We start from the raw sequence: 12,192 nt of genomic DNA on the forward strand, positions 1-12,192 counted from the left end.
AGGTGAGATGGAATCAAGTTAAGGGCTTTTAAATTCAGTAGTATGTGACATTTGTCACCTGGTAGCGTAAGTTGGGCAGGTATACCGAAAGTGGGGAGTCAACCGCCTGTTTTCGGCGGTGAAAAAAGCACCAGCCGACGAGACGTGAATGACTGAAAATAAAAAAGAGCAAGGAGCCTGGCCCCCTGCTCTTGGTCGTTTATCTGAATTTATAGTCTATGTTGGGCAGTTGTGTCAGAACGGGCGCCGGTAAGTCAAGCGCCTTGGCCCGGCCGTCGGTTTTAGGTGCTACCGTGCCTTTCTCTTTCAGGTATTCTTCGATCACATCGTGGATGGTATAGTCGAGCACCTGGGTCTCCACGGCATGCGGCATGCGACAAAGCATGTGGTCCGGCTCCCCGCGGCGCAGACAGGCACCCATGGTATAGAGCCTGTTCGGGTCGATCGGTTTACCGCCAACCGTAATGGACTGCACACGCTGGCCTTTTGGTGCGTTGGCATTAAAGTTCATTTCCATACCGGAGAAGCGGATGACCCAGCCACCGAAACGCTCCAGCGGTTTCTCAGCGAACACGTTGTGCAGTTCCTGTTCCATCCAGTCCTGTATCTGTTTGCCGGTGGCCTTACCGATCTTCACGTTCTCGTTCACAGGCAGCATGTTCCAAACATCGCTGTAAGTGATCGGCGCCTTGCCTGTTTCGTCCGGCACAATGGGGGTGCTAAAGCGGAAGCCGTTGGAGATGGCAATGTCCACGCCCGTTTTCCAGCGTACGGCGTCGGTGATCATGTTGTCCATCGGGTTCTCGACTACCAGGTAGCGGTAGAGTGGGGTAGAGGTGTAGCCGAGCACGCGCTCCATTTTCTGCCTGTAAGGCGCCATCTGCTCATCCACGATTTTCTGCACCTCAGGGTCGGCAGGGTATACAGCCGGGTCCACGTCTATCAGTTCGTAGCGCTGGCCCACAATCTTGCCATCTTTCACATCCAGGTCGAGGCGACCAACAAACGAAGCGAAAGCACCCGGCTCCACCACCTGCGCATACTTGCCCTGCAAGGGTTTTCGAATGCGCTCGTGGGTGTCGTTGCCCAGGATGAAGTCAACGCCTCTGATCTGGGGCTGGTCCGCCAGGTATAGCTGTTTCGAAATGCCGAGGTGCGTTACCAGAAACAGGATATCCACGCCTTGCTCTTCTTTCAGTTCTTTTATCAGCGGCTCCACGTTGTCTTCGAGCTGTTTGAAGATCAGGCCTTTGCTGAAAGCAGGGTTCTGGCGCACGGGCACCTCCGGGTCGTTGTAGGAAATAAAGCCCAGCTTCACGCCTTTCAGTTCTTTCACGATATAGGGTGGGTAGAGCATATCCGAATTGGCCTCGTCGTAGATGTTGGCACAAACCACCGGCTTGCCGTAAGAGGCCAGCACATCGCGCATTTTCTGGCTGCCGAAGATCACTTCCCAGTTACCTGGGATGAGGAAATCGTAGTCCATGGCCTTGATCACGGGGCCAAACACGGCGCCTTCGGACAGGGCTGCCACCGCACTGCCCTGTATCAGGTCACCGCCATCCACGATCACGGTGCCGCCCGGGTTTTCGGCTTTCACCTGCTTGAAAATGGTCTGGATGTTGGCGACTCCGCCGAGCTCCTTGAACACGAACTCACCGTTCTCAAAGAACATTTCCTGGTGCGGGAGCAGTTGGCCGTGTATGTCAGCGGTCTGTAGAATGGTGATGGTCTCGAGTCCCGCTTCCTTAGTCTGCGAGCTATCCTGCTGACTGCTTTGGCAGGAGCTGAGAAACGTGAAGGCAAGGAGTGGAAAGACAGAGAGAAAAGGATGGAGGGTTCGTTTCATGGTGCGGTTTTATTTGTTTAGGTGTCCGCCTGCTTTTCAGGCTGTTAAACAAAGATCAACTTACACCAACTGCCAGACAGTGACTTTAGTCACAGGCATGGGATTTACATGAAAACCTGCTCCAGCACATCGCCTACAAAATAGGCAAGGGAGGCCGCCAAACCACCCAGCAGAAGCGTTTCGGCTATACCTGCCATGATGTTGCGCTCCGTTACAATACTTTTAAGCGCACCCACAATGGTGAGGGCAATGCCAGTGAGGATGCTGGAGTAAAGGAACAGTTCGGAGTTGGCGATACCTGAATCGAGGCCCGCGAAGATGTAGGCCAGCAGGGGAATGGAGCCCACCGCAAGAAAGCTCAGGAACGTAACAGAGGCGGTTTTGATGGGCGTTTTGCCGTCCTTGGTCATCTCCAGTTCCTCTTTCATCATAGTGTCTACCCACACATCCTTGTCTGAGGTGATCACCTCTACCACCTGGTTCAGCAGCTCGCCCCTGAAACCTTTCGCTTCGTACACTTCCCGGATCTCCGCTTTCTCGGCTTCGCCCAGGTGCTCCACTTCCCAATATTCACGTGCCTTGTGGCGGTCAAAATTATCGCGGGAAGCCTTGGTGGAGAAGTAGTTGCCCACCGACATCGAAAAACCATCGGCAATAAGGTTAGCAAGGCCCAGGATGATCACGACGGTAATCCCCAGGCTAGCTCCTTCGGCCCCGGCCACCACGGCAAACGTGGTGATGGCCCCGTCGATGCCACCGTATACGAACTCCGATATGTACTCTTTCTTAAAAAAGAGGATCTTATCTTCCGACTGTATTTCGTGGTGTAACATCTTTTGAGTTAGTAAGTTGGGAAGTTAGAAAGTTAAGAAAAAACGGGAATGATTGCATCTTTTTTAGAGGCAGACTGCGGTATGATTGCGTGATCGTCTGATCCCGGATTCTAGATTGATGGATACTCGTGGATGGCTGGCATTATGATGTAGGTTTGGAGAGCTGTCAAGCGCTGTATTGAAAGACTTTCTGAACAATATCTAATCCAATACATCCCTGTTCTTTTCTTTAGAGGTGTCCTATCTCCAAGGGACTTTGCTGTAATTACCATTCAACAGATATAAGCGTTGTCGCACGGCCCAATAGCACGCATCGAAAGTCATCCTTGCCCCGCAAGCAATGAAACAGTTAGCACTAACCAGGTGCACTTAAATGATTACCCACTGTTTGAGAGTTCAGCGAGTGGGGGTAGGGCCCCTCGATTTGGGGAATCTTGACTTTTTTGCCTACTTTGGGGGTAGGGGCCCTCGATTTGTGTCAAGACAAAAAGAAGGTGCCCGCCGCACAGGCGAAGCTATAAAACAAAACAAGTTAAGATACAGAAATGCAGTAGATACGCCAGGTATAGGTACAGCCATCACAAGTGAGGACGCTCCCGGCATACCTAATAGTACCCCAGCCGGCAGGCAAAACCCTACCTCAGTTGATCAACCTCCTCAGCAGGCACAGACAGCTTCACTTCAAAAGACGATACCTCCCGCAAAGATACAACCTCACGCTCGCGGAAAGGAAACACCTGCTGCTCCAGAAACGACTTCGGATAAGCCTCCACTTCTTCAAAGCCAAGTTCGATATCACGCCCGTCCTTCGGCATATAAGCGGTGCCGAAAAGATAATCCCATACACTCAGACTGATTCCATAATTGGCGCCATACCTGTGAGGGAGGTGTTTGGCGTGGTGCCAGATGTGCATTTGCGGGTTGTTGAACAAGTAGCGCAACGGGCCCAGCGGGATGTGCAGGTTAGAGTGGTTGAAGTGCCCGATGGCAGTGGCGAAAATATGCACCAAAAAGAAGTCCTGGATGCCAAAGCCGATCATGGCCAGCGGAATGTACTCGAGGGTGCGGTATACCACGGTTTCGCCCCAATGGAAGCGCAGATGCGCTGCAAAACCCATTTGCTGCACTGAGTGATGCACCTTGTGGAAGCGCCATAGAAAATCGGAGTGGTGGAGGAGGCGGTGTACGTTCCATTGGATGAAATCGCGCAGCACAAAGAGCGTAAGCAGCTGCGCCCATACCGGCCACGACTGAATTTCAAAGGCCACCAGATTATGGATGCCGAACAGACCTAGAAAATCATTGAAGGCCTCTACGCCGATGTTGGAAAGAGCATTGAAACCGACCAGCGAAAACAGGAAAAAGTTAAAGAACATGTAAAAGCCGTCGAGCCAGAAATCCTGCCGGAAGACAGGCTGCCCTTTGCGCCACGGCACCACGATCTCCAGCAACCAGAAGAACAGCGACAGCCCCAGCAACCAGTAGAAGTAGTTGCCCCAGCCTGGGTGCAGCATTTCCCGCCACAGGTAGTGGCCGTAGTCCGAAAAAGAGCTCGTGAAGATGTTCCAGTATTTTTCCATACTTGTTTTCCCAACAGCAGGTCGAGTTTGATTGTTTCGGCTGGTGTCACAAATTAAGCATAAAAAATAAGCTGGCAACCCAATGGTTCACCAGCTTATTCCGATCCTTTATTTCGCCAGCCCCAGCAGGAACTCGCGAACTTCTTTGGTGTCGTACTCCGCCATGCCTTCCTGCTTGGATACGATCTTACCGTCCGGCGATATGATGAAAGTGGTAGGTATAGCTGTGCTGTAAAACTCCTGGGGAAACTGGCCGGCCGGCATGTAGACCGGGAATGTATAGCCTTTCTTGTCGATGAATTTTTTCACTTTAGCCATGCCCCCTTCGTCCACCGACAGCATTACAAAAGCCACCTTGTTGGGGTCCATTTTCTTGTATAGGCTATGGATGTTTGGCATTTCGGCAATGCAGGGCGGGCACCAGGTTGCCCAGATGTTGAGGAAAACCACTTTGCCTTTCAGGCTTTCGAAATTCACTGTTTTTCCGTTCAGATCTACCATTTTGAAACCGGCCCCTGCCATGGGCGCACCGGCAGCGGTATAGGAGGGAGTCTCCGCGCCAGTGGCCACCTCGTCAATAGCGGGCACATCAGCATTTTTGATGCCGGTTGCCAGCAGAATGCGCTGCACCTGGCCAATGGCTTCTGTATGCAGACCAGTCAGGTATAGAATGCCGAAAACGGTGAGCATGATGGCCCAGCCAGGTATGTCTTTAAATGAAAATTTCTTCTTGTCCATGATAGGTTTATTTGATAAGTCGGATGACGTTATTTTAGTTCGATTTGATATTGACTGCTCCTACAATTCCACGGTGGTATAACCTTGTTCCTGCAGGTCAAACATGTAGGTCAGCCCGTTTGGGATCACTTCCACGCCGTCAACCAGCGAGCTGGCATCGATGTTAAACTGCTTGAGCGACATGCCGCAAACCCGGTAGGTGACACCGGCGGCTTTTCCCTTTTCAAACTCCTGTGCCATCTCACTGCCTTTCACAAAAGCTTCCACGGATTTACCGCAGGCCATGATCACAAATTGAGTGCGTTGGTAGTGGCTATCTTTTGTGATGGTTTCGGCGGTGTTCACAGCAGCCTTCAGATGATTAGGCTGGCTGATCAGCACGGCGTACATTTTGCCGGCAACAGGCTTCGCTGAGGTTGTGGCAGAAGCAGCTTGTGCGGCAGAAGTACTTGTGCTACAAGCTCCCAGCAGGAGGAGTAATCCGAGTGCCGGGGCAGCCATAAGGCGACTCTTTAGTTGCTCCTTGCGCGAAAAGGCCTGGTCCAGGCCGTAGTACATGGCGCCGTTCACGATGAAGAACAACAACATGCCGATCAGGGCGATGTTCTTAAAAAGGGGACCATTACCCTCGGCGCCTACCTGCACGGTTAGCGTGATCGGAATCAGGATGAACAGCAGCAGGACAGCAGCTACTCTGGTTCTGAAACCGACTAGTAACAGAAAGCCGCCGACCAGCAGGCCCACACCTGACAAAATGATCAGTGTCTCAGGAGGCGCTATCCACGTGGAGAACTGGGCAAAAGGTGCTTGCTCGAGGCGCGCCGTTGCGCCGGCAGTGTGCAGCAGGTGGTTAAAACCAGCCGTGATAAAGATGAGGCTACCCAGGATGCGCAGCACCAGGAATGATATTTTTTGCAAAAGATTATTTTCCATAACAGAGATGTTTATCTTAAAAATGGGGACCGCAGGTATAGCCATACCTGACAGCATTAAGATGATGATTTGGGCTCAACAGCTGAGCAGGTGTAGCATCCTGCGCCATGATCAGGTTCAGAGGCTGTGCTCCCATAAGACTTCAGGTTTTTAAGAAAATCTCGGAGGGTCGGGGTCAGTGCCCAGGTTAGGGGAGAGGTGTTTGCGTTGAACGGTCAGGAAATGCTGTTGCTTAGCGCCAAAGATAAAGGTCGCGTCTGCCTGTAAAGCATTGACCACGGCGTAGAGTTGCTGACCGCAGTCGATGGTCACGTTAGCAGCTTTATTCTGCTCAGAATGCGTCTGATGTTTCAGACATTTCTTGGCGCAGGGGCGCTTTATTTTTTTATAAGTATCCGTTGCTTTCAGCTCACTTTTAAGGACACAGGCAATCCCCTTCACTGGCCTTTGCGGCTGTGCCACGGTGAAGAGGAGCAACAGGGTGCTTAAAAGAAGTAGCAGCGTGTGTTTCATTTTATGGAGTGATCCGGTAGGTATAGCCAGCCGGTACACACGTAAGTTTACCGTTTTATGTTTGGGCGGCCAAGTTTGTGCCGCATTTGGAGCTGTGCCACAGCAGCTTTTTGGTGCAGCACATGCGTATTTCAGAAAGTACCCCTGCACCGACAGTCAACAGGGCTGTGCCCAGCAATACAAATTCCACACCAAAGAGGTCGCTGAACACACCGGCTGCCACCGCCCCGGCTACATAGCCGAAGTCGCGCCAGAAACGGAAGATGCCCAGGCTCTGCGGACGCTGCTGCGGGTGCGTGTTCTCGGCCACCACTGACAGAAAGTTAGGGTAAACCAAGGCGGTACCGACACCTAATACAACCAGGGCCGCAACCACCACCCCATAGGCCTGACTGAAGAAGAGCGCACCGATGGCAATACCCTGCAGCATCATGCCCAGGCTGAGGAGTTGCTTTTTGCAGAGCACATCGCCAAGCTTGCCCGTTACCAGCTGCCCGATACCCCACACCGCCGGGTAAATACCCATCAGCAAACCGACCTGCTGCAAGGTATAGCCCTTGCTCATCAGCAGCACCGGCAATAATCCCCAGAGTATACCATCGTTCATGTTGTTCACAAAGCCGCTCAGCGTAACCGAACCCAGGTTACCATGCCGCCAGGTGGTGTCTTTCCAGACGTGGCGCAACATAGGTATAGTGGTCTGTGCAGCCTCGGTCTTCACATGCGCCTGCGTGTCGCGCACGAAGAACCAGGTAAGCAGAAAACCGATGATCGAGAAAGCAATGCCAGGTATAAAGGCGTAAGTCACCTGGCCCGTGGCAGAAGCGATATACCCTGCAAGGAACGCGACCAGGCCAACGGCCAAATAGCCGGCAAATTCGTTTATACCCATCGCCAGTCCGCGATTTCGCTCACCCACCAGATCGATCTTCATCACCACCGTGGCAGACCAGGCAAGTCCCTGGTTTATACCCAGCAGCAGATTCGCGAAAATGACCCACCACCAGTTGGTCGCGTAGAGCAGGAGCCAGGGCACCGGCAAGGCAAATAGCCAGCCGATGAGCAGCAGTTGCTTGCGGGTAAATCTGACGGTCAGGCGGCCCATCAGCATGTTGGCAATGGACTTGGCCAGACCAAAAGCCACGATAAACGACAGAAGCGCCGTGTGCCCGCTGATGCCGAATACCGTTTCGGCAAACTCCGGGATCACAGAGCGCTCCAGGCCGACCATGGCCCCGACAAAGCCATTGATCAGCACCAGCAGCCAGAACTGTGCGGCATTTTCTCTTAAGCCTAGTTTTGTTTCGGTTGTCGACATGGTCTTACAGCAAACACTCCACTTTTAGCCAATTTTTCTTTTAATGGGGTAGTCGGTCTTTGATGGCGCCGTACACATAAGTACCAGCCAGGGCACCGGCGATGGCGATAAAGATCGCCCAATAGCTAAAGCCCACGTTCACGAACATCGGGCCCGGACAAGCACCTGTGAGTGCCCAGCCCAAACCGAATATGGTACCACCCAACAGGTAGCGCGGCACCGATTTTTCTTTCGGTGTGAACACGATCGGGTTGCCCTGTATATCGCGCAGCTTAAACTTCTTGATCACGAAAGTGGCAATGGTACCTAGCACAACAGCCGTGCCGATGATGCCATACATGTGGAAGTCCTGGAAGCGGAACATCTCCTGGATACGGTACCACGAAATCGCCTCCGACTTGCTCATCACGATGCCGAATAGAATGCCGGCTATTATAAATTTTATACTTTTCACGTGGTTTTAATTAGTAATTAAAAATTAGTAATTAGAAATTGAATGGCTTGGCAAATACAGGTTAATTTTCAATCTCTAACCGCTGATAGTTTACTATTCACTGCTAACTGTTTACTGTCAAAAGATTAATGGTAGCAGCACGAACGTTGTGATCAGGCCGCCGATGAAGAAGCCGATAACAGCGATCAGGGAAGGTAGCTGCAGGTTCGAGATGCCACTGATAGCGTGACCCGATGTACAACCGCCTGCATAACGTGCTCCGAATCCGATCGCAAACCCACCCAGCAACAGGATCAGGAATCCTTTAAGTGTAAAGGCAGCGCTCAGGCTGAAAATCTCTGTTGGCTGCATGCCATCCGGAGCAGAGATGCCCAGCTGCTGCAGGTCCTGAATTGTGGCCTGCGATATCTGCACGGGCTCGCCCGATGAGAGAAACTCTGCCGAGATAAATCCGCCGATAATGGCGCCTACCAGAAACAGCAGGTTCCAGGTTTGGGCGCGCCAGTCGAAATCAAAGAACTTAACCGTTTTGCCGGCTCCGCAGGCCGAGCAGATGGTGCGCAGGTTAGCCGAAAAACCGAACGACTTGCCGAAAAACAACAGCAACACCATGACAAATGCGATCACGATACCTGAGGTATACCATGGCCATGGTTGGCTAATAAGCTCTAACATATGAGAAGTAATTTAATATTTGGTGATAAAGAGAGATAGGCAGGGAAGAGGCGAGGTCGCGTGCCCCTTCCGATTCTGCCCCAGGTTTTTACTTAATTGTTTGGCCAGGCACCAATGCCGCCCGCCAGGTTGTAGCATTTGAATCCTTGTGCGCTCATCAGGTCACAGGCAGATCCGCTGCGGTTGCCGCTTCGGCAAAACACAAAGTACTCTTTGTCCTTATCCAGCGAACCCAGTGCGTTTTGGAACTGACCTGTCGTTACGTCCAGGTTCTTAGCGCCTTTGATAGTGCCGGAAGCAAATTCACCGGCAGTTCTTACGTCCAGCAGCTCAGCTTTGGGAGCAGTTTGGAACTTTGCTTTAAACGTTTTTCCGTCCAGATTTTCGTAGTTCTTCGGAGCGGATTTAAAGATATTGAACATGGCTTTTATGCGTTTAATGTTAGGTCTTGTTTCAATTTACTATACAAAGGTACAGGTATAGCAAAACAGGTTCAGTGACTTTGGTCACGCAGTATAGCTAGGCTTTAAATTAATCAGGGCCAGCGTTCAACTGGCCCTGATCACTCCGTGCTAAACAACAATTATTTCAGGGAAGAAGGGCAAATGTAAGCCGTTCTAGGTATAGCTGTTTCGGCAATCGCCTTGAAACCACCCTCCACGTTGATCACATTGTCGAAGCCCCTTGCCTTCAGGATAGAGGCGGCGATCATAGAACGATAGCCACCGGCGCAATGCAGGTACATGTCCTCTTCTTTTGGCAGCTCAGCCAGGTGGTCGTTCAAATAATCAAGCGGGGCGTGTTGGGCAGTTTCTACGTGCTCGGCCTGGTACTCACCCGGCTTGCGTACGTCCACCACTTTAATGGCGTTGTTCCGGGCATAATCGGCGGCAAACTCAGCGGCCGAGATCGACTTGATGGTATCTACTTCTTTGCCAGCGGCTTTCCAGGCAGCGAAACTGCCCTGAAGGTAACCCAGTGTGTTGTCGTAACCAACGCGGGCCAGACGTGTCACTACTTCTTCTTCACGACCTTCTTCAGCGACGAATAGGATCGGCTGCTGCACATCCGGAATCAGGGCACCTACCCAGGGGGCGAAGTTACCGTCGATGCCGATGTTGATGGAGTTCGGGATAAATCCGGCTGCGAAGGTCTCCGGCTTGCGGGTGTCGAGCACCAGCGCACCCGTTTCGTTCACAGCAGCCTCAAAAGCCTCTGGTGTCAGCGCCTGCTGGCCTTGCGTCAGCACTTCTTCGATGTTCGCGTAACCTTCTTTGTTCATCTTCACATTCATCGGGAAATAGCCCGGAGGAGGGAGCAAGCCTTCCGTCACTTCTTTCACAAACTCATCTTTCGTCATATCGGCACGCAGGGCGTAGTTTGTTTTTTTCTGGTTGCCAAGCAGGTCGGTTGTTTCTTTGCTCATGTTTTTGCCGCAAGCCGAGCCCGCACCGTGGGCAGGGTATACCACTACGTCATCGGGTAAGGTCATGATCTTGTTGCGCAGCGAGTCGTAAAGGTGCTGGGCGAGCTGCTCCTCAGTCAGGTCAGATTTTACTGCCAGGTCCGGACGGCCTACGTCGCCAATGAACAGTGTGTCGCCTGAGAAGATGGCCGTCTCTTTTCCGTTCTCGTCGATGAGCAAATACGTGGTGGACTCCATGGTATGACCCGGTGTGTGCAGCACCTTGATCGTCACGTTACCCAGTTTCAGTTCTTCGCCGTCAGTAGCAATGTGCGCATCAAAAGCGGGCTGCGCATTCGGACCAAAAACGATTTGAGCGCCGCTGGCTTTTGCCAGATCCACGTGGCCCGAAACGAAGTCGGCGTGGAAGTGTGTTTCCAGCACATACTTGATGGTGGCGTTATCTTTTTCGGCTTTCTCCAGGTATGGCTTGATCTCACGCAGTGGGTCTACAATGGCCACTTCGCCATTGCTCTCGATGTAATAAGCGCCCTGTGCCAGGCAACCGGTATAGATCTGTTCTACTTTCATGGGTATAGGGTTTTGAGTTCTTTATTTTTCGTTTTCTGGTGTCACCTTCTTATTTAATGACACTACAAATATCAGCATATTATTTGCGCGATACAGTGACTTAGGTCACGCTGGCCGTTTTTTTAGAAGAAAAGCTCTTTCCCGATGATATACACCCCCATCACCAGGACGAACCAGCCAAACGCGGTTTTGAGTTTATCGGCATGAATCTTAGCGGAAAGAAAGGTGCCGATGAAAATCCCTGCAATGGAAATAGCCGAGAAAATGCCTAAGAACATCCAGTCGATTTCGTAGTTGAAAATATCGCCGATGAAACCAAAAAGGGACTTGGCTGCAATGATCAGGAGGGAAGTACCGACGGCCATTTTCATATCGAGCTTACTGAAGAGCACGAGCGCCGGAATGATCAGGAAGCCGCCCCCTGCACCTACCAGACCGGTGAGTGTGCCCACCACCAAGCCCTCAGCCAGAATGCCGCCGTAATTGAATTTCGGTTTCGGGTGGGCAGTGCCGTTTCCCTCCACATCAATTTCGGTGTCGATGTTCTCGTCCACCATGTCTACGGGTTCGGTTGGAGCTGTAACTGGCGCTTTCTTTTTCTTGATCATGCTGATGGAGGCAAACACCATCAGGCCGGCAAACAGCAGCATCAGCATGATGCCTTTGGTCACTATGAAATCACCTACCGAAAAGATCTCTTCCGGTATGGCGGGCACCAGGTAGCGTCGTGTCAGGTATACGGCTACGATAGAAGGTATACCAAACACAACGGCTGTTTTCATGCTGACAAGACCGTTTTTGTAGAATTTGTAAGAGCCCACCAAGCTGGTAAGTCCCACAATAAAAAGGGAATAAGCCGTTGAGATAACGGGGCTCAGACCGATCAGGTATACCAGTACCGGCACCGTGAGAATAGAGCCGCCACCACCGATTAAACCGAGAGAGAGTCCGATGAGCAGGGCCGCAATGTAACCAAGTATTTCCATTGAGTTTGTCGTTTGTTTTGTAATCTGGTACAAAGGTATAGCAGCCGTCAACGGTCTTCAGTGACTAGTATCACAGAGGGGTATTTTTGAGTTTAGGAGTTTGAGAGTTGAGGAGGTAAGATTGTAGGGACAGGTCGCGAACCTATGCTGTCAACTTAAGGAATAATAACCCAAACTCTCATCTTTCCAGAATGGAGAGATCTGGTTTATCTCAATAGCGTGACAATATTCAGATTTCTCCCGCAGGTCGAAATGACATAAAAGTACATAAGTTGACGGCATTGAATCCTGATTGTCTCCAACCCCTAAACCCCTAA

At 51.6% G+C, this 12,192-nt stretch carries 12 protein-coding genes; all 12 read right to left on the minus strand.

What is annotated here, in order from left to right; translation table 11 throughout:
* Positions 1–199: 199 nt before the first annotated feature.
* The 12 genes from BD749_RS00430 to BD749_RS00485 all read right to left on the minus strand — a co-directional run bounded on the left by BD749_RS00430 (position 200) and on the right by BD749_RS00485 (position 11,875).
* Positions 200–1,849 (minus strand): bifunctional metallophosphatase/5'-nucleotidase, encoded by a 1,650-nt coding sequence (locus tag BD749_RS00430; RefSeq protein WP_101442417.1) that lies wholly within the window; start codon positions 1,847–1,849, stop codon positions 200–202.
* 104 nt (positions 1,850–1,953) lie between these two features.
* Positions 1,954–2,682, minus strand: coding sequence for a VIT1/CCC1 transporter family protein (locus BD749_RS00435; RefSeq protein WP_101442418.1), 729 nt, complete (start codon positions 2,680–2,682; stop codon positions 1,954–1,956).
* Positions 2,683–3,317: 635 nt separating this feature from the next.
* Positions 3,318–4,262 (minus strand): sterol desaturase family protein, encoded by a 945-nt coding sequence (locus BD749_RS00440; RefSeq protein ID WP_101442419.1) that lies wholly within the window; start codon positions 4,260–4,262, stop codon positions 3,318–3,320.
* 108 nt (positions 4,263–4,370) lie between these two features.
* Positions 4,371–5,000 (minus strand): TlpA disulfide reductase family protein, encoded by a 630-nt coding sequence (locus BD749_RS00445; RefSeq protein WP_245868568.1) that lies wholly within the window; start codon positions 4,998–5,000, stop codon positions 4,371–4,373.
* A gap of 60 nt (positions 5,001–5,060) precedes the next feature.
* Positions 5,061–5,933 (minus strand): DoxX family membrane protein, encoded by an 873-nt coding sequence (locus tag BD749_RS00450; protein ID WP_101442420.1) that lies wholly within the window; start codon positions 5,931–5,933, stop codon positions 5,061–5,063.
* Between the two features lie 150 nt (positions 5,934–6,083).
* Positions 6,084–6,446, minus strand: a complete 363-nt coding sequence (locus tag BD749_RS00455; RefSeq protein ID WP_101442421.1) for a hypothetical protein — start codon at positions 6,444–6,446, stop codon at positions 6,084–6,086.
* 55 nt (positions 6,447–6,501) lie between these two features.
* Entirely contained in the window at positions 6,502–7,764 is a 1,263-nt protein-coding gene (locus BD749_RS00460) for an MFS transporter (protein WP_101442422.1), read from the minus strand.
* Positions 7,765–7,804: 40 nt separating this feature from the next.
* Positions 7,805–8,218 (minus strand): DUF6691 family protein, encoded by a 414-nt coding sequence (locus BD749_RS00465; protein WP_101442423.1) that lies wholly within the window; start codon positions 8,216–8,218, stop codon positions 7,805–7,807.
* 117 nt (positions 8,219–8,335) lie between these two features.
* Positions 8,336–8,893, minus strand: coding sequence for a YeeE/YedE family protein (locus BD749_RS00470; RefSeq protein ID WP_143741202.1), 558 nt, complete (start codon positions 8,891–8,893; stop codon positions 8,336–8,338).
* Positions 8,894–8,985: 92 nt separating this feature from the next.
* Positions 8,986–9,315 carry a rhodanese-like domain-containing protein gene (locus tag BD749_RS00475; RefSeq protein WP_101442425.1) on the minus strand — a complete coding sequence of 110 codons (330 nt, stop codon included), beginning with the start codon at positions 9,313–9,315 and terminating at the stop codon, positions 8,986–8,988.
* A gap of 161 nt (positions 9,316–9,476) precedes the next feature.
* Positions 9,477–10,889 (minus strand): MBL fold metallo-hydrolase, encoded by a 1,413-nt coding sequence (locus BD749_RS00480; RefSeq protein ID WP_101442426.1) that lies wholly within the window; start codon positions 10,887–10,889, stop codon positions 9,477–9,479.
* A gap of 122 nt (positions 10,890–11,011) precedes the next feature.
* Positions 11,012–11,875, minus strand: coding sequence for a sulfite exporter TauE/SafE family protein (locus BD749_RS00485; RefSeq protein ID WP_101442427.1), 864 nt, complete (start codon positions 11,873–11,875; stop codon positions 11,012–11,014).
* Positions 11,876–12,192 lie beyond the last annotated feature (317 nt).

The organism is Pontibacter ramchanderi (assembly GCF_002846395.1).
In the GTDB taxonomy this organism is placed as follows: domain Bacteria; phylum Bacteroidota; class Bacteroidia; order Cytophagales; family Hymenobacteraceae; genus Pontibacter; species Pontibacter ramchanderi.

Excerpts from the sequence above, each read along its gene's own strand:
- BD749_RS00450 (WP_101442420.1), bottom strand. The coding sequence starts at position 5,933 with ATGGAAAATAATCTTTTGCAAAAAATATCATTCCTGGTGCTGCGCATC.
- BD749_RS00470 (WP_143741202.1), bottom strand. The coding sequence starts at position 8,893 with ATGTTAGAGCTTATTAGCCAACCATGGCCATGGTATACCTCAGGTATC.
- BD749_RS00430 (WP_101442417.1), bottom strand. The coding sequence starts at position 1,849 with ATGAAACGAACCCTCCATCCTTTTCTCTCTGTCTTTCCACTCCTTGCC.
- BD749_RS00455 (WP_101442421.1), bottom strand. The coding sequence starts at position 6,446 with ATGAAACACACGCTGCTACTTCTTTTAAGCACCCTGTTGCTCCTCTTC.
- BD749_RS00445 (WP_245868568.1), bottom strand. The coding sequence starts at position 5,000 with ATGGACAAGAAGAAATTTTCATTTAAAGACATACCTGGCTGGGCCATC.
- BD749_RS00460 (WP_101442422.1), bottom strand. The coding sequence starts at position 7,764 with ATGTCGACAACCGAAACAAAACTAGGCTTAAGAGAAAATGCCGCACAG.
- BD749_RS00435 (WP_101442418.1), bottom strand. The coding sequence starts at position 2,682 with ATGTTACACCACGAAATACAGTCGGAAGATAAGATCCTCTTTTTTAAG.
- BD749_RS00480 (WP_101442426.1), bottom strand. The coding sequence starts at position 10,889 with ATGAAAGTAGAACAGATCTATACCGGTTGCCTGGCACAGGGCGCTTAT.
- BD749_RS00475 (WP_101442425.1), bottom strand. The coding sequence starts at position 9,315 with ATGTTCAATATCTTTAAATCCGCTCCGAAGAACTACGAAAATCTGGAC.
- BD749_RS00485 (WP_101442427.1), bottom strand. The coding sequence starts at position 11,875 with ATGGAAATACTTGGTTACATTGCGGCCCTGCTCATCGGACTCTCTCTC.
- BD749_RS00440 (WP_101442419.1), bottom strand. The coding sequence starts at position 4,262 with ATGGAAAAATACTGGAACATCTTCACGAGCTCTTTTTCGGACTACGGC.